Origin of the sequence: Rhizobium sp. ZX09, assembly GCF_017357485.1 — a bacterium.
Classification (GTDB): Bacteria; Pseudomonadota; Alphaproteobacteria; order Rhizobiales; family Rhizobiaceae; genus Agrobacterium; species Agrobacterium pusense.
In genome coordinates, this window is sequence record NZ_CP031364.1 from 627,848 (window position 1) to 651,420 (window position 23,573).

19 protein-coding genes and 1 tRNA gene are annotated in these 23,573 nt (G+C 57.9%); 8 read left to right on the forward strand and 12 right to left on the reverse strand.

What is annotated here, in order from left to right:
- Positions 1-13: 13 nt before the first annotated feature.
- From BTN45_RS17510 to BTN45_RS17530, 5 genes are all read left to right on the forward strand, one after another.
- The gene (locus tag BTN45_RS17510; RefSeq protein WP_034497628.1) at positions 14-187 is read left to right on the forward strand and encodes a hypothetical protein; all 174 of its coding nucleotides are present in this window, start codon (positions 14-16) and stop codon (positions 185-187) included.
- Positions 184-1,170 carry a site-specific tyrosine recombinase XerD gene (xerD, locus tag BTN45_RS17515; protein WP_207590281.1) on the forward strand — a complete coding sequence of 329 codons (987 nt, stop codon included), beginning with the start codon at positions 184-186 and terminating at the stop codon, positions 1,168-1,170. Before BTN45_RS17510 ends, xerD begins: the two co-directional genes overlap by 4 nt.
- 62 nt (positions 1,171-1,232) lie before the next feature.
- Positions 1,233-2,186 carry an acetyl-CoA carboxylase carboxyltransferase subunit alpha gene (locus tag BTN45_RS17520; RefSeq protein WP_004445681.1) on the forward strand — a complete coding sequence of 318 codons (954 nt, stop codon included), beginning with the start codon at positions 1,233-1,235 and terminating at the stop codon, positions 2,184-2,186.
- Between the two features lie 191 nt (positions 2,187-2,377).
- On the forward strand, positions 2,378-3,673 hold the full coding sequence (locus tag BTN45_RS17525; protein WP_006697153.1) for a murein L,D-transpeptidase family protein: 1,296 nt from the start codon (positions 2,378-2,380) through the stop codon (positions 3,671-3,673).
- Positions 3,670-3,921 carry a sulfurtransferase TusA family protein gene (locus BTN45_RS17530; protein ID WP_207590283.1) on the forward strand — a complete coding sequence of 84 codons (252 nt, stop codon included), beginning with the start codon at positions 3,670-3,672 and terminating at the stop codon, positions 3,919-3,921. Before BTN45_RS17525 ends, BTN45_RS17530 begins: the two co-directional genes overlap by 4 nt.
- Positions 3,922-4,126: 205 nt before the next feature.
- Here the strand turns inward: BTN45_RS17530 and BTN45_RS17535 are convergent, their stop codons facing one another.
- Both BTN45_RS17535 and BTN45_RS17540 read right to left on the reverse strand, forming a co-directional pair.
- A complete protein-coding gene (locus BTN45_RS17535) occupies positions 4,127-5,269 on the reverse strand; it encodes a GTP-binding protein (RefSeq protein WP_207590285.1) in 1,143 nt (380 codons plus the stop codon).
- Positions 5,270-5,461: 192 nt separating this feature from the next.
- Positions 5,462-6,580, reverse strand: a complete 1,119-nt coding sequence (locus BTN45_RS17540; RefSeq protein WP_168246997.1) for a D-alanyl-D-alanine carboxypeptidase family protein — start codon at positions 6,578-6,580, stop codon at positions 5,462-5,464.
- Between the two features lie 164 nt (positions 6,581-6,744).
- Here BTN45_RS17540 and BTN45_RS17545 point away from each other — a divergent pair, with 164 nt between their 5' ends.
- Together BTN45_RS17545 and BTN45_RS17550 are read left to right on the forward strand one after the other, a co-directional pair.
- Complete coding sequence (locus BTN45_RS17545; protein WP_004445691.1) at positions 6,745-7,908, forward strand: M20 aminoacylase family protein; 1,164 nt, start codon at positions 6,745-6,747, stop codon at positions 7,906-7,908.
- 679 nt (positions 7,909-8,587) lie between these two features.
- Entirely contained in the window at positions 8,588-8,887 is a 300-nt protein-coding gene (locus tag BTN45_RS17550) for a hypothetical protein (protein WP_004445697.1), read from the forward strand.
- A 118-nt stretch (positions 8,888-9,005) separates the two neighbouring features.
- Here the strand turns inward: BTN45_RS17550 and pbpC are convergent, their stop codons facing one another.
- The 6 genes from pbpC to BTN45_RS17580 all read right to left on the reverse strand — a co-directional run bounded on the left by pbpC (position 9,006) and on the right by BTN45_RS17580 (position 19,126).
- Positions 9,006-11,084, reverse strand: a complete 2,079-nt coding sequence (gene pbpC / locus BTN45_RS17555) for a penicillin-binding protein 1C (protein WP_207590287.1) — start codon at positions 11,082-11,084, stop codon at positions 9,006-9,008.
- A complete protein-coding gene (locus BTN45_RS17560; protein WP_207590289.1) occupies positions 11,081-16,537 on the reverse strand; it encodes an alpha-2-macroglobulin family protein in 5,457 nt (1,818 codons plus the stop codon). The genes pbpC and BTN45_RS17560 overlap by 4 nt, the downstream gene beginning before the upstream one ends.
- 119 nt (positions 16,538-16,656) lie before the next feature.
- A complete protein-coding gene (locus BTN45_RS17565) occupies positions 16,657-16,845 on the reverse strand; it encodes a Trm112 family protein (RefSeq protein WP_035209134.1) in 189 nt (62 codons plus the stop codon).
- Between the two features lie 10 nt (positions 16,846-16,855).
- Positions 16,856-17,527, reverse strand: coding sequence for an LON peptidase substrate-binding domain-containing protein (locus BTN45_RS17570; protein WP_022563035.1), 672 nt, complete (start codon positions 17,525-17,527; stop codon positions 16,856-16,858).
- A 67-nt stretch (positions 17,528-17,594) separates the two neighbouring features.
- On the reverse strand, positions 17,595-18,563 hold the full coding sequence (gene trxA / locus BTN45_RS17575) for a thioredoxin (RefSeq protein WP_207590291.1): 969 nt from the start codon (positions 18,561-18,563) through the stop codon (positions 17,595-17,597).
- A 53-nt stretch (positions 18,564-18,616) separates the two neighbouring features.
- Positions 18,617-19,126: a prolyl-tRNA synthetase associated domain-containing protein gene (locus BTN45_RS17580; protein ID WP_207590293.1), complete on the reverse strand. Its 510-nt coding sequence runs from the start codon at positions 19,124-19,126 to the stop codon at positions 18,617-18,619.
- Between the two features lie 254 nt (positions 19,127-19,380).
- Between BTN45_RS17580 and BTN45_RS17585 the strand changes: the two genes are divergently transcribed.
- Positions 19,381-19,455, forward strand: a tRNA-Gly gene (locus BTN45_RS17585).
- A gap of 28 nt (positions 19,456-19,483) precedes the next feature.
- On the opposite strand, the gene BTN45_RS17590 is transcribed toward BTN45_RS17585, so the two are convergent.
- The 4 genes from BTN45_RS17590 to BTN45_RS17605 form a co-directional block, all read right to left on the reverse strand.
- A complete protein-coding gene (locus tag BTN45_RS17590) occupies positions 19,484-19,789 on the reverse strand; it encodes a hypothetical protein (RefSeq protein ID WP_207590295.1) in 306 nt (101 codons plus the stop codon).
- A 515-nt stretch (positions 19,790-20,304) separates the two neighbouring features.
- Positions 20,305-20,643 (reverse strand): hypothetical protein, encoded by a 339-nt coding sequence (locus BTN45_RS17595; protein ID WP_207590297.1) that lies wholly within the window; start codon positions 20,641-20,643, stop codon positions 20,305-20,307.
- A complete protein-coding gene (locus BTN45_RS17600) occupies positions 20,643-20,903 on the reverse strand; it encodes a hypothetical protein (RefSeq protein ID WP_207590299.1) in 261 nt (86 codons plus the stop codon). The genes BTN45_RS17595 and BTN45_RS17600 overlap by 1 nt, the downstream gene beginning before the upstream one ends.
- Positions 20,904-21,047: 144 nt before the next feature.
- Positions 21,048-23,507: an SIR2 family protein gene (locus tag BTN45_RS17605; protein WP_207590301.1), complete on the reverse strand. Its 2,460-nt coding sequence runs from the start codon at positions 23,505-23,507 to the stop codon at positions 21,048-21,050.
- Positions 23,508-23,573 lie beyond the last annotated feature (66 nt).

Consider the following 23,573-nt stretch of genomic DNA (forward strand, 5'->3'; position numbering starts at 1 on the left):
TCACGGAGCTGCCATGCCCACCCTCTTCCGCTTCACGATGATACTGGCGACCATCGCGGGGCTGGTCTATGGCGGCATGGTGCTGCTTGTCATGGTCGTTCAGCCCCGCGACCGCGAAGTAACGGTGCGCATTCCCTCGGAAAGGCTGAACCCACCGGGGGCAGAACCGGCAAGGCGCACCCCATGAGCGGTCAACCGGCGGCGGGGCGCGACAGCGCGCGGCTGGAGAGTTTTCTGGAGATGATGAGCGCCGAGCGGGGTGCAGCCGCCAACACGCTCGTATCTTACGAGCGTGATCTGACGGATCTGCGCGAATTCCTTGGGAGCCGCGGCCAGTCTCTGACAGAAGCCGCCACATCGGACCTTTCCGCCTATCTGACCCATCTTTCCGCGCAAGGCTTCGCTGCGACCTCGCAGGCGAGACGCCTCTCATCCATGCGGCAGTTTTATCGCTTTCTTTATTCGGAAGGCCTGCGCAGTGACGACCCGACCGGCATCATCGAAGCGCCCAAGAAGGGCCTTGCCCTGCCGAAAACGATGAGCGTCGCCAATGTAAACCGTCTCCTTGGGCTCGCGGCGCAGGAAGCGGCAACCGAGGGTCCCGGCCAGCTCGCGCGCATCCGCATGCATCTGCTGCTCGAGCTTCTTTATGCCACCGGCATGCGTGTCAGCGAACTCGTCTCGCTTCCGGTCAAAGTGCTACGTCAGGAAGGACGTTTCCTGATGATCCGCGGCAAGGGTAACAAGGACCGGATGGTTCTCCTTTCCCGAGCGGCCATCGAGGCCATGGAAAAATATGAAGCCGCCCGAAAGGCGCTTGTCTCAGAAAAAGGCAAGGCAACGAAAAAGGCCGAAGCGACGGATAGCCCGTGGCTGTTCCCATCCAACAGCAAGGAAGGCTATCTGCCCCGTCAGGTCTTCGCCCGTGACCTCAAGGACATCGCCATTCGGGCCGGGCTGCCCCCCTCGGCAGTGTCCCCGCATGTGCTGCGCCATGCCTTTGCCAGCCACCTCTTGCAGAACGGTGCGGATTTGCGCGCGGTGCAGGAACTGCTCGGCCACTCCGACATTTCCACGACACAAATCTATACACATGTGCTGGAAGAACGCTTGCAAGAGCTGGTACAAACACATCACCCCCTTGCCAAACAGGGCAAAAACCTTGATTAGAGCGACCGGAACCGCCGGATAATCCGGTCAAACCTTGCGCAAAACGATCGGAAACGGATCTCATGCACAATTATCTCGACTTCGAAAAACCTATCTCGGACCTTGAGGGCAAGATCATCGAGCTGAAGAAGCTTGCCGATGAAGACGAGAGCATAGACACCTCGGAGGAGATCAACCGCCTGGAATCGCGCGTCAACGATGCGATGCAGGACATCTATTCCAAGCTGAACGCCTGGCAGAAAACGCAGGTCGCGCGTCATCCGCAGCGTCCGCATTTCGTCGATTACGCCAAGGCGCTGTTTACGGATTTCACGCCGCTTGCCGGCGACCGCAAGTTCTCCGAAGACGCCGCCATTCAGGCCGGCCTTGCCCGTTTCAACGGACAGCCCGTCGCAATTATCGGCCAGGAAAAGGGCAACGACACCAAGAGCCGCCTGAAGCATAATTTCGGCAGCCCGCGCCCGGAAGGTTACCGCAAGGCTATCCGCGTGCTGGAATTGGCCGACCGCTTCTCGCTGCCGGTCGTCACCCTGATCGACACTGCAGGTGCCTACCCCGGCGTCGGTGCGGAAGAGCGCGGCCAGGCCGAGGCCATCGCCCGCTCGACGGAAATGTGCCTGAACGTGAAGGTGCCGATCGTCTCCGTCGTCATCGGCGAAGGCGGCTCGGGCGGAGCCATCGCGATTGCCACCGGCAACCGCGTCTACATGCTGGAACATGCAATCTACTCTGTAATCTCGCCGGAAGGTGCGGCCTCCATTCTCTGGCGCGATTCGACCCGCGCCAAGGAAGCCGCGACCAACATGAAGATCACCTCGGAAGACCTGAAGTCGCTCGGCGTCATTGATGGTATCATTCCCGAGCCGATCGGTGGCGCGCATCGCGCCCCGGAAACCGTGATCAGCGCGACAGGCGACGTTATCGCCAAGGCGCTGGCCGATCTTTCCCAGCGCTCGGGCACGCAGCTTAGGGCCGAACGCCGCCAGAAATTCCTGGATATCGGCCGTAATCTCTAAGGCGGCCTTAATTTCCGCCGCTATCGCCCCAACTCGGCCATAGTCCGGTCACATCAAAAGATGGATCGGCGGCCGCGGGGGCGGATCCGATTTGAGTTAAGAAGATGTAAACGGTTAATACCGTATTTAAATTGCACACGGAACGGTATAGAACTGCCGCCACTTCGTGCCATCGTCTTTCGGATCAGATCATGCGTTTGACACATTTTGCACTTCTTGCCTGTACCGCGCTCGTTCTCGCCGGTTGTAACGATACACTCGAAACCGTCGAACGTGATGTGTCGCACATCAAGAACAAGGTTGATTACCCGCTGTCTCCGTCCATTCTGGCCGAGATCGACAAGAAGGGCATGGACCGCACGTCGCCGATCATGATCCGTATCTTCAAGGAAGAAGGTGCGCTGGAAATCTGGAAGGCCAAGCGCGATAACCGTTTCGACAAGATTGCCGAATATCAAATCTGCGCATGGTCGGGAAAACTCGGCCCCAAGGTCAAGGAAGGCGACCGGCAGGCGCCGGAAGGTTTCTACAACCTGACGCCAGCCCATCTCAATCCGAATTCGAAATATTACCTCGCCATCAATACCGGCTTCCCGAACCGCTACGATGCTGCCAATGGCCGCAACGGCACCAACCTGATGATCCATGGCGCCTGCTCATCATCAGGCTGTTACTCGATGACGGATGCGCAGATTCTTGAAATCTACGGTTTTGCCCGCGATGCCTTCAAGGGCGGCCAGAAGACAGTTCAGCTGCAGGCATTTCCTTTCCGAATGACGGCGGAAAACATGGCCCGTCATCGCAAGAGCGAGCACCTCGAATTCTGGAAGATGCTGAAGGTTGGTTACGACAATTTCGAAGTCACCAAACGTCCGCCGGAAGTGAATGTCTGCGAGAAGAAATATGTCTTCAACCAGCAGGCGGAAGGCGGCAGCTTCAACGCGTCGGCTCAGTGCCCGCCCATGAGCACGCCGCCTGCACTCGTCAGCGCGCTTTCGAGCTATGAGAAGACCTACGATCTCGCCTATGAAAAGGCGATGAAGAAATATGAAGGTATGGCCTGGTACGACCCGAGCGAAGCCGAGCGCAAGGCGCTGGTGGCCGAAAAGCGCAAGGGCCGCGAACCCGCCTATGCCCCGACGGGCTCGGCGCTGAAGGCCGGCAAGCTGATGAAGGAAACGGAATATGCCGCGCTGATGGAGAAGAAGGCGCAGCAGGTGACATCGTCTTCGCCAGCGACCACCGCAACCGCCTCGGCGCTGCGTGGCCCTCGCCCTTCGGCTAACCAGCCGGCCACGGCGCCGCAATCGAACCCGGCACCAGCTGCCCCGACAATGGTTGCCTCGGCTACGCCTGCAGCAGGCCAGACTGGCGCTGCTGCCCAGAGCGTTCCGGTGCCAGCCATGAACCCGCTTGCCTATTCCGCAGCCCCGGCGCCGGAAGCACCGGAGAAGAAGCCCTTCTGGAAGTTCTGGGCCAAGGAATGACCGCAACAAGCGAGATCATCTATGATTTGAGGGGGCTTAAATGCCCCCTTCCGGTTTTGAGAAGCCGCAAGAAACTTGCAACGCTGAAGACGGGGGATGTTCTCACCGTCGAGACGACCGATCCTTTGGCGGTGATCGATATTGCACATATGTGCAATGAGGATGGGCATCGTCTGGTGGAGACGACGGCGCTGGATAAGGGCCATCGGTTTCGGATTGTGAAGGGCGGTAAGAGCGACTCGCAATGACGTTGCCCGTGGTTACCCCCCTCTGCCCTGCCGGGCATCTCCCCCTCAAGGGGGGAGATCGGCGAGAAGGTCTCCCATCGCTTCATTCTCAAATGTTGAGATGGCCGAAACCTCGCCTCGATTCAATCTCCCCCCTTGAGGGGGAGATGCCTGGCAGGGCAGAGGGGGGTCACTCCAAGCGCCGATCTCAACGGCGTCGCGCGACCTAAAACCGCAACCCAGAAACCGCCAAAGGATTATCCGTCAGCGCCTGCCTGTCCGGGCGATCGATACCCGGCGCGCTGGTGAAGGCAGCGAAGAGGTCCTTCACGAAAGCCTCCGGCAAATCCTTCGTAATCAGCACCATGCGCGTGCGCTGATCGGCGGGGTCCGGCCAGGCGGAAAGACGCTCCGGCGCGTGAAAAATCGTCTGCACGCCATGGAGCACCAACGGCCTGTCCGGATTGTCCGTGAGCTTCACGATGGCCTTCATGCGCAGAAGCTTTTCACCATGCGCCGAGCGCAGCAAATCCACAAACATGTCGATGGCCATTGGGCTTATCGGCTCGTCGTGTATGATCGAAAAGGAACGAATGGATGCATCGTGGCGGTTCACGTCGTGGTCATGGTGGTGGTGGTGATCATCGTGGTCGCCGTGATGGTGATCATGTGCATGATCATGGTGGTGGTGATCGTGCAGCGCCTCTTCGCCTAACCAACGGCTGACATCGGCAGTTTTATTGCCGGCATCGTAAAGGCCGTTATTGAGCAGATAAGCTGCGCTCCAGTCGGTTTTGTCACCGTCCTCGATGATCGCGCGCGGATTGAGCGCCTCTAGGCGGGCAGTCAATGCCGCAATCGTGGCGTCATCGGCGAGCGCTCGTTTCGTCACCACAAGACGATCGGCCACAGCCACCTGTTTCACGGCTTCCTGATGATTGTCGAGTGTGGAGAGGCCATTCACGGCATCCACCACAGTGACCATGCCAACCAGCACGAAATTCTGCGCAATGACCGGGTTACCCATGACCGACTGCATGACGGGAGCGGGATCGGCAAGGCCGGTCGTTTCGATGACCACGCGCTTCACCGGCTTCAGCTTGCCGGTCTGGATACCGTCCATCAGTTCCGCCAGCGTGTCCACCAGTTCGCCGCGCACGGTGCAACAAAGGCACCCTTCCGCCAGTTCTATAATGCCCTCGCCCGCGCTTTCGACCAGCATGTGATCGATGCTGACATCGCCGAATTCATTGATGATGATCGCTGCGTCGCTCATGTCAGGATCCTTGAGGAGCCGATTGAGCAGAGTCGATTTTCCGGCGCCGAGAAATCCGGTGATAATGGAAACCGGGATACGATCGCGAGACATGTCTGGCCTGTATGTTGATTGCCGCTTTGGGGAAGTCAGTTCAGGACGTAAAACCCGCAACGGCATGAAGCTAAAACAAATCGCCCGAGGCTGGAAGCCGCGAGCGCCACTGTAATATCATAACATGATCGATCTGCGAATAGCCAAATGGCAGGCGGCCGGGAGACCTCTCCCGGCACCTTCGCCTGTCCGTCAGAATGTGGGGCGCGGGATCGGGATCGGCACATTCGCCAATTGGCCCTTTGCGGCCGCGCCCTTGGGCGCATTAACCGCGACCGTCTCGCTGCCCGGTATAAGACCGGCAAAGGAATATTCCGGCGGGCGGGTCATTTCCTGCACATAGGGCGAATGGATGACCATGCGGCCGGCATCGTCACGTCCCTCACTGCGGATTTTGGCCGCCTTCGGGTTGCATATTTCGGCGCTGATATCGTTGACCTCTGCGGTATCGCCATAAGGGGCAAGCGAGGCGAGCGAGACACCCTGACCGGAAGGAGACGTCAGGCCCATCTGCAGAAGATCGGCCGACTGGTCGGTTCGACCCGCGAGACTATCGGCACCCAGCACCACAGTGATGATCGAGCGGCCATTGCGCACGGCTGATGCCACCTGGTTGAACCCGGAAGCGCAGATAAAGCCGGTCTTCATGCCATCCGCGCCATCGAAGCGGCCAACCAGCATATTGAAATTGGCGTAATTCTTTTTGCCGGTGGTGACGCCCTCAAGCGAGAAATAATGCGCATATTCGGGAAATTCCCGCTTGATGATCAGCGCCAGCAGCGCGAGGTCGCGGGCCGTCGTGTACTGGCCCTTCCCCGGCAGACCATTGGGGTTCACGTAATGCGTGGAATTCATACCGAGGCGCTGCGCCTGCGCATTCATCTGCGCCACGAAATTATCCGTGTTGCCGCCGATGGTCTCCGCAATCGCGACTGCAATATCGTTGGCGGACTTGATCAGCAGCAGCTTCAGCGCGCTGTCCATCGTCAGTTTCTGGCCGGGCTTGAAATACATCTTGGAGGCGGGCTGGTCGGCGGCCTTCTTGCTCATCACCACTTCGGTCTGCGGGCTGATCTTGCCAGCCTTCATCTGCGAAAAGGCGATATAGGCGGTCATCAGCTTGGTCAGCGAGGCCGGATACCATTTGCGGAAGGCTTCCTGGTGCGAGATCACCTTGCCGGTTTTGACATCGACCACCATTTTCGGATTGGCATTGGCCACCGGGGCCGCGGCGACGACACCGGCGGTGATGATGGCAATGGCTGCGGAAAGCCGGCGGGCGGCGATTGGCGATTTGAAAGTCTGTGGCAAGGCTAGTCCTCGAATTCCCGTCTTCAGTCGGGGAATGGCAATATTCACCATATATGTCCTAGCAATGGCAAAGTACATTGATTACGTCAATTATGCGGCGCACTATCCACCACGGAGGATGGAGTTTTACAAAACGCCGCACCGATGAACCCAGGAATGAACGAATGCCGATTTTGAACAGAGCCGCCGAACTCCAGCAGGAAGTCAGCGAATGGCGGCATCACCTGCATGAAAATCCAGAGATTTTGTATGATGTCGACAACACCGCGGCCTTCGTCGCGGAGAAGCTGAAATCTTTCGGCGTTGACGAAATCGTGACCGGTCTCGGCCGCACCGGCGTCGTCGGCATCATCAGGGGCAATCTTCCAGGCAATCGCACCATCGGCTTCCGCGCGGATATGGACGCGCTGCCCATAGTCGAGGAAACCGGCAAAGCCTGGGCATCGAAAACGCCCGGCGCCATGCACGCCTGCGGCCATGACGGCCACACCGCGATGCTTCTCGGCGCGGCGAAGTACCTCACCGAGACCCGAAATTTCGCGGGCTCGATCGCTGTCATTTTCCAGCCAGCGGAAGAAGGCGGCGCCGGCGCGCTCGCCATGGTCGAAGACGGCTTGATGGAGCGTTTCGGCATCGACGAAGTTTACGGAATGCACAATATGCCGGGCATTCCGCTTGGCGCCTTCGCCATCCGCAAGGGCGGCATCATGGCAGCACCGGACAAGTTCTCAATCACGGTCAAGGGCCGAGGCGGCCATGCGGCCCAGCCGCATCGCACGATCGACCCCATCACCATCGGCGCGCAGATCGTAGGCAACCTCCAAATGATCGCCTCACGCAATGCCGATCCGATCCGCTCCGTTGTCGTCTCGGTCACGCGCTTTCAGGCCGGCTCCAGCCACAACATCATTCCCAACGAGGCGCTGATCGCCGGCACCGTGCGCAGCCTCGATGAGACAGTGCGCGATCTCGCCCAGGAACGTATCAAGCAGATGGCGGAAGGCATTGCGCTTGCCAATGGCGCAGAAGCCGAAGTCGTCTATGAGCGCTATTGCCCGGTGACCTTCAACCACGCCGCTGAAACCGACCACGCTATCCGTGTGGCCCGCGATGTGGTTGGCGAACCGAATGTAGACCCCGATGTCGATCCCTCCATGGCAGGAGAGGATTTCTCCTTCATGCTGAAGGAAAGGCCCGGCTGCTTCATCTTCATTGGCAATGGCGATTCGGCCGGGCTCCACAATCCGGGTTATGACTTCAACGACGAAGCCATCGCCTACGGCATCTCCTATTGGGTGAAACTTGCAGAACAGCGCCTGACGAGCTGATGTCAGGCCAACGCGAAGAAAGCGGAGGACGAGATCAACCGCGATGAAGAACGCGGTTGATCCGCCGGCTGGGTCAGGTTAAAGAGCAATTCAGTGTCCACGTAGCTCAGCAGGATAGAGCACAGGATTCCTAAGACAAATTGGGGGTTGCGCCCGGAAACGACGCAATCGATCTGCTCAAAGTCGGGGAAAGCTTCGCTGGTCTTCCAGCATGCCAATCCCGAGCCAAGCTCCGGAGAAATCCGGTGAAGGTGTAGAGACTGGATGGGCAGCACCTAAAGGCCTCACGGCCCATGGTGAAGGGACAGTCCAGACCACGAACGCCCTTCCCAACAAGGCAGGGCGGCGGCGAAAGCCGAAGCGGTATGAATCCTGGGGTCGGAGGTTCGAATCCTCTCGTGGACACCATTTCCTGAAAATTTTTTAAAATCAATGATATAATCGGATAGCGACCAGCAGACAGCTGGTCCGGGCGCGAGAAGTGGAGCGTATTCTTCGCCAGCCTGGTCGCCTGCAATTGGCAAATATCAGATCGACCGACATAATGGCGTTTCCTCCTAGAACACAGAAAGTTCAAAGCTTCGCAAGGGAACGTTGAAAGCCCGCAATCGCTTCCTATTTCCTATCAGTGACGATGAGGCGCCTGTCGAAGTGGGACGCGCGAGACGAGGGAGATTTGATGATCGACGAATATGGTCCATATGTGCAGATGTCCACGCTTGGAGAACAGATGGCTGCCTGCTACCAGACGGATGCAAATCTCGCGCTGGAACCGCATCTGGCGCATTACATGGACGAGGTGGAGGTGAATATAGCCGCCGACAGCTTCAACCATGTTGGCTTCCTGAACAGGATCAGCAGCCGGTTGCAGGTGACGCTGGCGGCAACGACCAATCAAAGACGCCGGGAGTTTCTGCAAGCGGTTGTGGCTTCGCTTCAGGAGCGGATCGACCGCCATTCGTTCGATGTGGCTCAATAGGATTGGACCGGTCATCTCCCCGCGGTTGACCGGCTTGCCGCACTTGGTTGACGAGACGGTCACAAGGCCTGTCTTACAGGAGCCCTCGGCGGCCGTTGTTGACTTGGACGCGCCGTCGTCATTCGACGAAAATCCGGACACTCGATGCACGGCCATCGGCGTCAATCACCGTGAGTGTGGAAAACCCCTGCCCTTCCGGGCGCCATTCACTGCTGCGACGGTGGGATGCATCCGGCAGAGGCAAACCGTTGGCGAGCCAGCGGAAGGGTGCACGCCCGCCCTGGAGCTTCAGCACCAGTGGCGAGATGCCCGACTGGCCGGAAAGCTCCACCCGCGCGCCCTCGGGCGGATAAACGATGCGCGGGGCGCTTTCACGTCTTGAAGCCGAAAGCAGGCCGTTTGCGGTCGTCGTGAAACGCCGCTGGTTTGCCGGAAGGTCGGCCACGCTCACGCGCGCGACGCCGGAGGGTGCTGCCGGCATTGGCGTGATGGCCACGCCCGATTTTTCAAAGGCCTCGAAGAGGATGGGAGCGGCCGTCGCATAACCGGCAATACCCGGCACGGCGCCGTTATCGGCGCGGCCGACCCAGACGCCGACCACGTGCCGCCCGTCATACCCGATCGACCAGGCGTCGCGGTAACCGTAGCTGGTGCCGGTCTTGTAGGCGATGCCGCGCTGTTTCATGCCGAGTGGCGGCAGCACGCCGGACAGGATGTCCGAAACGTTCCAGATTGCGGCATCGGAAAACAATCGGTCGCCTTCCAGTCGTTCCGGGGCGGAGCGGACGCCATCACCGAGGCGTACCGGACCGTCGCCACCTGTTAGCCCGGCATAAAGCTGGACAAGATCGACAAGCGAAATACCGGCGCCTCCGAGAGCAATGGCGAGCCCGGGTGCTTCGTTGACGGGCAACGCGAGTGTGACGCCAGACCGCCGGAACCGCACCATCAGCGCCGATGGGCTCACCGCGTCGAGCAATTTCACGGCGGGCACGTTGAGCGACAGTTGCAGCGCCTGCCTGATGCTGACATCGCCCTGATAATGCATGTCGAAATTGCGCGGCCGGTAACCGGAAAAATCAGCCGGGCGATCCTCGATGATGGTCTCCTGACCGACCAGGCCATCCTCAAAGGCGAGGCCATAAATGAATGGCTTGAGGGTCGATCCGGGCGAGCGCACCGCGCGGCTCATCTCCACGAAACCCCTCCTCGCGGTATCGAGATAATCAGCCGAGCCGACCTCCGCCAGAATATCCCCGCTCTCTGCATCGGCCATGACGATGGCGACGGATACCTTATCGCCGATTTTTCCTGCTGCATGGCGAGCCACGCCTTCCAGTTCCCGCTGGATCGACAGCTTCAGCGTCGAGCGTATTTCCGCAGCATTGGGGAATTTCGCACGCGCGGCAGCAGCCATGTGCGGTGCTAACGCCGGCAGATCGCGTCGGCTGGTCGGAACGCCCGCAAGCGTCGCCCGTTCCGCTTCGCCCTCACCCACGACACGTTCGACGGCAAGCCTCTGCAAGACCCGTTCCCTTGCCTGTCTCGCCGCCTCGGGATACCTGTCCGGGCGACGCCTTTCTGGCAATTGCGGCAGGGCGACCAGAAGGGCTGCCTCGGCCGTGTCGAGCCTTCCCGGCTCCTTGCCGAACCAGGCGAGGCTGGCCGCGCGTATGCCTTCGAGATTGCCGCCATAGGGCGCGATATTCAGATAAAGATCGAGGATATCCGCCTTGCTGAGCCGCCGTTCGATTTGAATAGCCCGCAGGGCCTGAAGAAGCTTTGCCGAGAAGGAGCGATCGGCGCGCGGCTCGACCAGCCTCGCCACCTGCATGGAAAGCGTCGAGGCGCCGGATACGATCCGGCCGTTGCTCACCAGTTGCCACGCGGAACGCAGCAAGGCCCAGGGATCGATACCGTGATGGTCGTAAAAGCGTTGGTCCTCATAGGCGACCAGCATCCGCAGGAACTGCGGATCGACTTCGGCCGCCTTGGTGTCGAGCCGCCGGCGGCCATCCGGTGTTGCGAAGGCACGCAGCAACTTGCCGTCGCGGTCCAACACCTCGAAGGATCGCTGCCGCGCTGTCTCGAGCGGCGGCGGGTAGGCCTTGTCCAGCGCATCGAGACCGAAGGCCGCACCGCCGATAAGCAATGCGGCCATAACGAAGCCGACGATGACAGCTTTTTTCCGCCTCATGGGGTCGCCGAACGCACCTCCACGCGGCCGGTTGCGGTGCGGGCGGCAAATTGCGGCCGGTACATATCCTCAACAGACGCCGCCGGATGATCATAAGTACCGGGAGTGACCGCGCGGACGACATAGGCCAGCGTAATTTCCGAAGTGTCCCCTGCCGAGCGATCGAAGGCCGCCACAAAACGGTCGTAGCGGAATTCTGTATGCGCCGCCTCCGTTTCAGGCAACCAGTCGAAATTCGACAGTTCGGCCGAATTGACGAGGCTCGGATTGTCGATCTCGAAACCGGAAGGCAGTAGATCCGTCACCAGAATGCGCGACTGCCAGTTATTTTGCGGCACCACGTTCAGAACCACGACATAACGTTCGTTCTGTGTGACGTCGCTCGGGTTCACCTCTTCACCGTCCATGGAGTAATAGGTGCGGGTGATGGTGAAGCCTTCGCCGCCGGCAGCGAGCGGCTGAGCCGGCGGGGCCACCGTAGTGACAACGGCCGTGACCGAATCAGCCGAGGCATTGGCGATCTTCAGCGGTGCGGCCAGCAACTCGTCGCCGCTCATCCGCTTCCCGAAACCGCCGGTCTGCAGATCACCGTTCACATCGAGACGGATATCCTTGTCCTCGCCTTTCACGGCCCGGGCGGCCAGCAGCATCCATGCCTGCTCCTGTGTGCTGGTATAGGGCTTCTTTTCCCATTCCTTTGCCACGGCACCGGCAAGCTGCGGCACGACGGCCGGAACCGGACGGCTTTCCGCCGCCAGCGCCAGCGCCGCCGCACCGTCGCGAAGGGCCGAGCCGTAATCGGCGCGGGCGAAGCTGACATTGGTGGCGCGGCTGGCCATGTCGAGCGACGCACCGAACACGGTCTTCGAACGGGCCTGGTCGCCGTAAAGCGAAAGGGCTGCGGCAACCTGCGCCTTGGCAAGCGGCGTCGGGAAATCGGCAAGCGCAGTATCGGCGTAATAACGCAGATCGTTGATCGCCGCCTTGCGGTTGCGCGCCAGCACATAAAGCGAATAGGCGATCTCGTTGCCGCGATCCTTGACATTGCTGTCATAGGACAGGCCGTTCTGCAGGTTGTTCAACGCCTGCACCATGGCCGCTTCGGGGACATCATACTTCTGCTCGCGCGCGCGGGTCAGGAAGTCGGTAATATAGGCATCGAGCCACAGATCGCCGTAACCCGGCGACCAGAGGCCGAAGCTGCCGGAACTCGACTGGAAGGACAGCACGCGGTAGACCGCTTCCTGAACCCTCTTACGGGTGTCGGGATCTTCAGCCATGCCGCTGTCCTTCGTCAGTTCCGAGACGTAAAGCAGCGGCAGCGCGCGGCTCGTCGTCTGTTCGGCGCAGCCATAAGGATATTTGTCCAGCATCATCACCAGCGCCGGGATATCGAAAGCGGGCGAGCGCGTGACATTAACGGCGACGGACGAGCCGAGGAGCATGCTGTCGGCCAGAAGATCGCCATTGATCGTCAGGCTGCTGTTCGGCGCAATCTTGATTTCGCGCCGCGTCGTGACTGGAAGAACGGCCGGGCGCACCGGAATGTTCAGAACCTGCTCAAGCGAGACACCTGCCGCATTGGAGACCTTGATTGTGATCGCGCCATTGCCGGGCTGTTCGCCCGTCAGCGGAACGGTCAAAGACGACTTGCCGCCCTTTTGCAGCGCAAGTGTCTGCGACACTTCACCCTGATCGACCGTCAGAGCCGTATTGCTGGTCACATCCAGCCGGTAGTCGCCGGCGTCGCCATCCGTATTGGCGATATCAAGCCGCAATTGCGAGATATCGCCGGGGGCGAGGAATTTCGGCGCGCTGGCCGTTACCACGACGGGATCGCGAATGATGGCATCGGAAACCGCATGTCCCACGCCGGTCTTCGTCCAGGCAACCGCCATGATGCGGGCCGTCCCGTTGAACTGCGGAATATCGAAGCTCACAGTCGCCTTGCCGTTAGCGTCGAGTTCGACCGGACCGGCAAAGAAGGCCACAAGCTTTTCCGTGGGCGGGCTGCCCTGAAGGGCCGCCCCGCCGCCATCACCGCCGGTGCGCAGCCGGCCGGTGGCGCCAAGCGAGCCGTCAATCAGGCGGCCATACAGGTCGCGGATTTCCAGTCCCAGCCGGCGCTGGCCGAAATACCATTCATCCGGCTTCGGCGGCTCATAGCGGGTGAGGTTCAAGATGCCGACATCGACCGCCGCAACGATGGCGTAGGCCTTTTCGCCCACACCAGCCCCCGCAACCGTGATCGGAATTTCGAGCGGCTGGCGCGGCAGCGTCTTCTGCGGCGCGCCGAGTGTGACGGCAAGCTTGCGCTCGGCCGGATCGACGGCAAGCCACTTGATGCCGATGGCGCGCATGGGCATACGGCTTTCCTGCGCGTCGCCGGGGCGGAACAGCGTCGCCGTCACATAAGCGCCAGCGCCCCATTCCTCGGTGACCGGAATGTCGATCTCGCCGCCCTCTTCGCCGATCTCGGCATTCTGTACCGCAATCAGCTTTTCCGAACCGGACGTTATCATCAATTCACCGGCGAAACGTGAGGAGACCTTGAGTTTGGCCGTATCGCCGATCTTGTAGCTCTGTTTGTCCAGCGCGATTTCCAGCGCATCCGGCGTTTCCGTCGAGCTTGCCTCGACATAGAAACCGGCATCGAATTCGACACTGGAAACCGGTGCGCCATTACCCGCACCCTCCACTTCCAGCCGGTAGCGGCCCCAGGTGACCGGCACGGAAATTTCGCCGCCATTGGCGTCGACCGAAAGCGTGCCGGTTTCCTGCTGCTTGGTGTATTCCACGGGCTCATAACGCCAGGAATTACCCTGACGATACCATTGATAGTTACGCTCTACCTTGATGAGCTTCCAGGTCAGGCCATTCATCGCCTGTTTGGCACCATCGGCACTGACACCGATGATATGGAAACGTCCAACGGAGTTCTGGGCGAGATCGCCGGAAAACTGCGGCTTGATGCCAATGACGGATGCTTCCGCCTTGATGGGCAGCGCCAGCGAGCGTTCCACGGCGCGGCCGCCGGCTTCGCGCATGCGCACGGTGATGTTGGCGGAGAGAAGCTGCGTTGTGGATGGCAGATCGGTGAGATCAACGTTGAAGCTCGCTTTGCCCTCTTCATCCAGGACCGGCAGATCGGCAAGCGTCGTGCGGTTTTCCTCTTCGCTTTCCTCATCGGCCAGGCCGAAGAAATAACCTTCGAAATCGGCGCTGGTGCGCGTCGGCTTGATCGCGACCTCTCCTTCCAGCGTCAGGCCGGCAGCGGGCGCGCCATAAAGATAACGGCCATCGACGTCGATTGCCGTTTCTGCGCCCGGATCGATCTGTTTTGCCTTGCTCGAGAGGTCAAACTCGGTGCGGTCAGGCACAAAATCGTCGACAAGAAAGCTCTTTTCGCTGATCGCAGCCGTTTTCGGGTCGGTATGGATGCGCAATGTCCAGGTGCCGCGCATGGCATTTGCCTGCAACGGCAGATCCACCGCATGACCTCCAAGCGCCTTGCCGTCGCTGACAAAGCGCCGGTCTTCCACCCCGTCAGGGCGTGAGAAAATGAAAGTGAGCGGCAGGTCCTCGATTGCCTTGCCGTCAACGTCACGGGCCAGGGCTGCGGCATGCACGGTCTCGCCGGCACGGTAGATGCCACGTTCGGTCCAGCTGAACACGTCGATAGCACCGGGTGCTGCACGTCCCGTCACGCCGCGATCCGAAAGATCGAAGCCTGCACGGGTCATATCGAGGAACACGTAATCCTTATCGCCGTTGCGCGCCGTCAGGATGGCAGGCGCCTGAGCCGCCGTGCCGCGCATCAGGCCGGCAGAGAACACCGCGCGGCCGTCCGCATCGGTTTTCGCGGTGCCCAGCACCTCGTTGTTCTTGGCCAGGAGCTGCAGATCCACGTCCGCAAGCGGTTTGGCGCTGCCGAGTGCACGGACAAATACATTCAAACCGTCCGTTCCGGCATAGGTGGTGATGCCGGTATCCGACACGAGGAACCATTGGGTGGCGCGCGAATCCCAGGTTTCCGGCGCCGTGCCCGGCGGCACGGCAGTCAGCACATAGATGCCCGGCTTGCGCTCCGGCAAGGCCTCATCCACTGGAAAACTCGTGACCACATCCTTGTTGAGATCGGGCTGGATATCAATCGAGCCCTGCCAGACAAGCTCGCCGATTTCGTTTTCGATCCGGTCGGCATTGTAACCGTCCATCTGCGTCAGAAACTGCGAATTTGCCAGCAGCGCGGTGATATTGCGGTCACCGACGCGATAAAGCTTCAGGTCGGCCTTGTCGGCATTCACAGAGACAATCGGAATGCCACGGCGCGCACTGCCCGGCAGCACGAAATTCTCGCCGGTGAAGCGCACGCTGGCCGTGCGGTCACGCACGTAAATATCGAGATTGACCTGTTTTTCCAGCGGCTCTTCCACGGAAGACGGCAGGCCGGCGCGCAGTGCGATCTTGTAGCGCTGGCCATGGGTCAGGCCTTCGACGCAAATTTCGCTGCCCTTCGCCTCGATGGCCTTGGGAGCTGCCCCATCCAGCGTGATGAAGGAAGAATAATCGACGCCATTCTTCACCAGCGGTTCGGAAAACTGCACGCAGGCGCGCGGGCTTACGCTGTCCGTATCCACCGTATTGTTGATGACGCGAAAACCCTGGCGCGTGCGCAGGTCGGCATAGGCCGCCTTTGTCTGTGAATCGTCGGTAAGCGCAAGGCTTTCCTTATAGGCATTGAGGGCTGCGCGATAATTCTGGGTTCTTTCAAATGCCTTCGCCAGCCGGTTCAGGGCTTCGGTGCGGGCGCTGACTGTTCGGCTCAGCTGATAGGCATTGATGGCGGCAGACGCCGCTTGCCCTGCGATCGAATAATTATCGGTGACCTGCGCCGCCTTTTCGGAAAGCTCCGCCCAGAGCGCGCCGTCGTCTGGCGTGATCGCAAGGGCCTGCTTATAGGTCGTAACCGCATCGGGAATATTGCCCCCGGCCGCCTGCTGCCGCGCCGTCTGTACGAGGGCTTCCACGCCTTGCCCGCCCTCACCGTCATTCGCCGCAAGGCCGGATTTCATTCGGCGCGCTTCCTGCTGCAGGCTGTCAGTGACGAAGGACAGGCGCTGTGGCGCGCCGATATCGGCTTCCGTCGCCGCTTCGACAATCTTGCCGGCAACCGCACCGGGGAAGGCGTTCAGCTGATTGAAATCAGATTTGAGGAAGCACCATTTCACCTTTGGATTGTAGGTAAAGGCTTTGCAGGATGTGTCTCCGGCGCAAATCTCGCCACATTGCTCCAACGAGACGTTTTGCTCCGTCCTGAGATCGAAGCCGAAATAATCGCCATTTTGGGTGGTCACGACCTTGCGGGAGGGTTCCGCCGCCATGGCTGGCGCAAAAATCATGGCGGCTGAGACCGCAACCAGCGAAATCCGGACGAGCGCGCGCAACGACATCAGTTCTCTCCCCGCAACAGACATGTCGGGCGGGACTCTGGTCAAATCCACGCATGGTTGTCAACGCATCTTCGTCAATTCGCGCCATGACAATCTGTGGAGAGTAAAAGAAGCTGCGATTAGTCCTCTATTTTACGCGCTTCCGAGATGAGCATGATCGGCACACCGTCACGAATTGGATAAGCAAGCTGCGCATTTTCGGAGATGAGTTCATTGCGGGCACGGTCATAGGAAAGGCGGCCCTTCGTCAAAGGGCAGACAAGCAATTCGAGAAGCTTCGGATCGACGTTGTTCATCCTGTCGTCCATGGCGGCGATCCTACTGCAGCACGTTGCCGCCCTCACCCGATCCCTGGGCAAGAACGATCTCGGTGATGGCGATCAATGTTTCGGCCCGCGTCTTGAGATCGGGCGCTTCCAGCAGCGCCTGTTTTTCGGCGGGTCCAAAGGGAGACATCATGGAAAGCGAATTGACCAGAACACGGTTGCCGGCCCTTTCCACACTCTCCCAATCCGCTTCCAGCTGGTTGGCATCCAGAAACGAGCGGAACACCCGCAGCAGGTTTTCACGGTCCACGGCCTCCTCATCGTATTCGCCGGAGAGATCGGCGATGAAGGGCGCGTGACGGAAACTGCGATAGGGCTTGCCGGCCTCCACCTCCTCCAGCAGACGGAAACGGCACACACCTGTGAGCGAGATGATGTAACGGCCATCGCCGGTTTCGGAAAAGGAGGTGATGCGGCCAAGGCACCCAACCGCACTCAACGGCCCGCCCTCTAGGCCCGATTCAATGACATGAAGGGCTGGCTGCACCATGCCGATGAGACGGTGACCCGCCAACGCCGTGTCGATCATGGCAAGATATCTTGGCTCGAAGATATTGAGTGGAAGATGGCCTTCCGGCAACAGAAGAGCACCGGGAAGGGGAAAAACCGGCACGGTTTCCGGCAGGTCGTCGCTCTTCACATATCTTGCATTTCCGACATGCATGGGAATCAAGCCCCCTGTTCACTGCTGCCGGCCGGCGGATCAACCGCCTGGCCGGGATATGCCCGCATTAAGAAAACAGTATCGACGAAAGCTTCCGGCGGCCCGCGACGGTCGCCGGATCCTTAAAGCCCCAGGCCTCGAAAAATTCGAGAAGCTGGCGGCGCGCGCCGTCGTCGTCGAAGGTCCGATCCTTACGCATGACGTAGAGCAGATGATCCGCCGCCTCGTCGCGCCGGCCCTGCGCATTCAGCACCTTCGCAAGCTTAACCCGTGCCTCGTGTCGATCCGGGTCGGCTGCCAGTTCGCTTTCCAGCGCCACGGGATCGCCGATCTTGCGGGCTTCCTCATATTGGGCGATCTTTTTCGAAACGAGCTGAATGCCCGCATCCTCATTGAGTTCCGCCGGCAGTGACGACAGCAATTCACTGGCCCGCTCATATTGTCTGGCGGCGATCATGCATTCGGCAATGCCGGCAATCGCTGCGGGGTTTTCCGGATCCGCCTGCATGACGGCGCCAAAGAGCTGTGCTGCGCCGTTAAAATCGCCATCGGCCAGAAGCTGTTTCGCTTCGGTCAGAACGGCCTCGATCTCCGCCTTGGGATCGCCTGCATCAGGGCCGGCAATCTTTTCGATGAATTGCTTGATCTGGCTTTCCGGCACCGCGCCCATGAAGCCGTCGACCGGCCGGCCATCGGCAAAAGCGACGATTGCCGGAATGGACTGGATGCCGAGCTGTCCGGGAATGGACGGGTGGTCGTCAATGTTCAGCTTCACGAGCTTCACGCGGCCATTCGCTTCGTTGACGACTTTCTCGAGCACGGGCGTCAGCTGTTTGCACGGGCCGCACCAGGGCGCCCAGAAATCCACGAGAACTGGCTGACGACGTGACTCTTCGAGAACGTCCTTGGAGAAACCAGCCGTCGTTGTGTCCTTGATGTGTCCGGAGGACGCACCATTCAGCTCGCCACTATAGTGCGCGCTTGCGGACATCTGCCCGCCGTAGGAACCGCCGTAAGGATTATTCGTGTCGCTCATGCCGGTCTCCCGTAACCTCTGTCATATGTCTTGATTGAAGCAAAGATCGTATCTCACTCGCTGACTTTCAAGACAAGCGGCGTATGTCCGGTCGCCTCGAGAAAGCGAATGAGATCCGCGGATGCGATTGTCGTCGTCTGGTCGTTGGAGAGCGGGTGGCCATTGACAAGTTCGTTTTCCAGCAGCGCGCTATCCAACACAAAGGTGACCTGCCGGTCCGTGTCGTTGATTGCGCCGAACACCGTGACCGAACCCGGCACCACACCCAGATATTCGAGTATTTTTTCCGGCCGGCCGAAGGAGACGCGGCTTGCAGCACCGATGATCTTATGGACGCTTTTCAGATCCACCACCGCGTTTTCTTCCACGGTCAGAACGAAGTACTGGTCCTTCTTGTCCTTTACAAAGAGGTTCTTTGTGTGGCCCCCAGGGATCAGGTCGCGCAATGACTGCGATTCCGCGACGGTAAAGACAGGCTCGTGCTGTTTCGTGGTGTGCGAAATTCCGAGCCCATCGAGAAATTCGAACAGCTCCGCTGCCGTCTTGCGAGAATTTTCCGCCATATGCTGCCACCTGCCTCTGCCGATTCCATTGTCGTTGCGTCATGATTAAGGGGGCAGCCGCCCATTGGCAACGCGGGAAAAATCGGCTGCAGGAAAAATTATCAATCTTTTCCGCCGCTTGTCGCATTTCTCAAAGAAATTTTCGCGTTTTTGTCATTTCCCTGTTGCATTCCAAAATCGATTGAGCGATATAGCGCCCGTCGCCGCTTCGGCGGCCCACGGTTCAGCATACTACCCCGGACCGGTGGATTTGAGCGGGTGTAGCTCAGGGGTAGAGCACAACCTTGCCAAGGTTGGGGTCGAGGGTTCAAATCCCTTCGCCCGCTCCAGTTTCCCAAGTCATGACCTTCCGGATGTTTATTTTTTCGCAGCGGCGGTTTTCGTTTCGGCGTCATCGGCTTCATATTGTTTGTGTACGAGCGGTACAAAAATCGTCCCCCGGGCGGAACCTATATCGAGGATGGCCGTTTGAACGCTGAGGCTCCTAACCTCAGTTCCCTCTGATTGCCCGCTGCCAGCGGGCATTTTTTTTACCCTCTTTAAAGTCGTCTCTTGCGCCCGCCCCTTTAAAACTACGGTGAGAGCCCCGTCATACGCGGCTGAATGGCAGAACAACCCTGTCAGCAACAACAATATGAACGCCTTGATCTTGCCATATTTCATTCAGTGTGCTTTTGTGCAGCCGCCCTTGTGGGAGGGGTAGAGGTTGAGGCCCGCTGGCTGCATTTCAGCAGTAGCGGGTTTCCCTTTTTTTGGGCGAGATTCGCCGGCAAAGGCGCCTGATCCATTGCTATTTTCCGCTGAGACAAGCAACGAACTCCCGCGCTGCACGGTGAGGTATGGTTTTTTCGTATGAAGAAAAGTGGTAGCGGGAGGGCGTTCGGCCAACTACAGACGACATGACGAAGAGCTAATAAGCCTAGGATCATGGAGAATAGAAATGCTTCGGGCCATGAAAAAGTACGTTTCCGAAAATAACACGGAACAAACTACACATCATACCCAGTCGATATCGCAGCAGGTCTTCACAAGTTCAACGATCAACGCCGACGCCGTTAAACCCAGAAGATAGGGTTCGCTGGATGCTGCGACGATAATCATCAGAGCGGGGATCACTATGCTTAGACACCGCGAGCACGTTCTCTACTCGGATCGCGATAGCATTCTCCAAAATCAGACTATTTCGACTGCTGTTGCAGTTTTAATGTAGATTGAGTGATCTGATCTTTTAAATCCGTCAGTTGAGCTCCGAAAAACCAACCAATCATGCTAGCGATGGCAAGAAGGACGAAAGCTCCTCCAAAGAATCGGTTCTCGTAGCGAGATATCTTCTTTGAGAGGTCGGAAACATCAGAGCTTAGCTTTTCATTATCCGAGATAAGACGGTCCGTTTTTGTCGAAAGTGCTGCGATATCCTTCGACAACTCGATAAGCATTTGCATCGCATGAAATTGATCGGTGAAGGCGCTTGAGGGTGTACCTTCCTTTGGGGGAGCGCCAGTCTTAGGATCCGCCATTATGCCGCACCTTTAAGTCCTATCCAGCTCCATATTTCTTTATCGTGCCAACCCCAGTACTGAGTGACGATCGCGATCATAACTCTTCCGAAAGCACCGTTCCCGATTCCTAGACGTGTGGAAACTCCTTGAGGCGTATCGTTAGCCGCCACTAGCCACTGACCAGAGGTAATACGTTTGCTGTTGTCGCCAAACTCACGCCGGATTTTTTCATCAAAATCCGCCCGGTCAGTTTCAGCTAGCACTAAAAAAATCTGCATTACGCACCTTACATTGCCGACAGCTACAGAGCATTAGATCGTTACGTCCGCCGCTTTTGCAATAGCCCTACATTATTCAATCAACGCCGGACAACGCTTTACAACCTATTAACGTGAAACTCGCGTACGCTGCGTTAAATGATATCACGCAGCATCAAACTCAGGTATCTCGTCGTCTAGACCCTCGCCGGACTGATCTGTCCAGTTTCCAGCGAGCCGACGAGTGAAGTTCGAAATGATAGCTGTGATTTGAGGATCGCCAACGGTCTCCTCCGCACCTTTCAGTAACGACATCGCCTCGTCAAAATAACTGAGGGAGCCTGTGAGCTTGTAGTACTCAATTCCAAGTTCGGCAAAGGCTTTTAGTATGTGTTTGTTCGAAGCAAAGCGGTGCGCACCACGGACCGCCAATTCATACGCTTCTTCTAGCATCGCGATACGGTCTTCATTCATAAGTCCGTCAGTGTGGACAGCGCGTGCCACTAACAATTTGATGCTGTATCGATGTACAGGTCCTTCCTTTCCGAAATCCTTCTCAAAAAGTCGTATTTCAGTCTGTGCATTATTGAACGACCGCAAATCAATGAGGTTTCGGATTAGTCGGTGCCGAGGAACTCGCTCACCCGGAGCACGTGAAATCATTTTTGCGAGCAGGCGGTTCTGAGTATGCAGATCGGGGATTTTAGGAATGCCCGTATCCGTATTGCAAAGCTCTCGTAATGACCTGATTTCCAAGTCGTAGGTCGGATTGATATTATCTATTACGTCATCGAACAGTTTAATAAGGCGGTTCAAGTCATTAAATTTGTATTTGGTGATGATGGCTGCGATAACCTGATGGCGGCATCGCCATCCGAAAATCCCGAGTTTCGAACTATGCTCACGCTCGTGGATGATGTCCGCCAGGCCATCGAGGATTCCACCGATGTTCTGCGCCCCAATGTTCAGAATTCTAATCACGAGCTGGCGGTGAACTTGGATGCCAGAAGCTTCCATTGCAGCCACATGCCTGAAGATTTCCTGAAGTTCGGGCGCGAGCGACGCGTAGTCTCGTAGAATAATCGTGTCAAACGAATCCGTCTCAAAGATATTCTTCAGGCAAACAAACATGTCTTTTTGGCTACGAACCACCAATCGGCGGCGACGGGCGGCGCGGTCAAAACCTATAAAATCAGCCTCTACCAGACGCTTCACTTCCGGCACACGCTCAACAAGGTCAAGAAGTAGCTCAATTTCTCTGTCCGTAAGCAATGACATACCAAACGTCTGGCCGTGTCGAAAAAGGTTGACGGTTTTAATGCGCGGCATCCAATGATTTCGCGTCGTCGTTAGAAGAACCTTGAGATGGGCATTATTGGAAATAGCAAGTGCGTCAATCAGGTCGTTCGTGCCTTGCATATGCATATGAGCATCATCAACAAATAGTACTCCGACTTCACCGGACTCTCGCAATAGTTCGGCCACCCGCTCCCATAACCGAGCGTCTAAGCTCTCCGCGCCGACATGTTCCCAGCACTTCCATCCACTTGCCCTTAGCGATACCAAAACTTGTTTTGCCGCCGTTGTCTTACCGACACCACTGGCTCCAATGACAGTGGCGCTAAGTGAATATTCGCTCTTTAAATACTCGAGTATCTCTTCTGAAACTGTTCGCCGGAAAGTGTACCCAGCCCGGACATCAGAGTAGCTTGCAGGCCAGCCAGCAAACATCGCACTGAAATCTGGCGAGGTCGCACTGATGGAATGCTCAATATCTATTGCCAGAGGCCGTAATGCCGGAACAGCATCCAGAGGGTCTGTCGATTCCTTGCTGGACGCAGGCAACTGAGAACCATTTTTTGCGAGAGCTGCGAAGAATTGGTCAATGCCTCCAAAACAAACCGAGAGCCCCTGCTGTTCATAGAGGGCAGCACGATTTTCGTCCTCAGTATAAATCAGAAGCCAAACCCTACCAGACCCTCCTGCTTTCGCGTTAAGAGCGAGCGCCCGCGTTACTATATCTTTGATGTGAACATCGCCTAGAGAATGACCGATGATCACGAGATCGGTCGCCGTTAGGTCAACCCGCATCCTATCCCAAATTTGATCGCGGTAGTCTGATGTCTTCGTATAGTCGCTGTCGGTTAGGATTATGCGACTTAAATGTCCATCACATTCATCCTTATCGATCGTTCCGTGAATTTTGAACAAATTAATGTCATAGGCTTTCGGATCAGCAGTAAAGTCAAAATCTGATGAATAAACCCTGACAGATTTCCGATGTAACTCATAGCATTGTTCTATCAGGGTATCATAGTTCGTCGTGTAAATTCCTTTCCAATTGTAAAAAGGAATATTTCTCAACCCACCGGTTGGTTTTAAATTGCGACAATTTTTCCTAAGCAGTTCAATTATTTTTCTGCGAGACTTTGTTTTTGTTTCGGCAAGTTGGGTAATCTCGCTAAGGGAAAAGCCCTCTTCGGGTAGCTTGAATTCGTCTGCATAAGCTTTGATGAGTGTGGCGACTGAAGGACCGCCAGACGGAATTGAAGAACCAGAGCCAAAAAGCAATATCGTACGGGCAGGGTCCAGTTCAGAAATAAGCTGTTGTAAAGGCGTAGACACGAATTCCCCCAAAGTTTTCGTTAAAGTTGCAGTATTACTAAATTACGTCAAGCATGATTGAAGGGC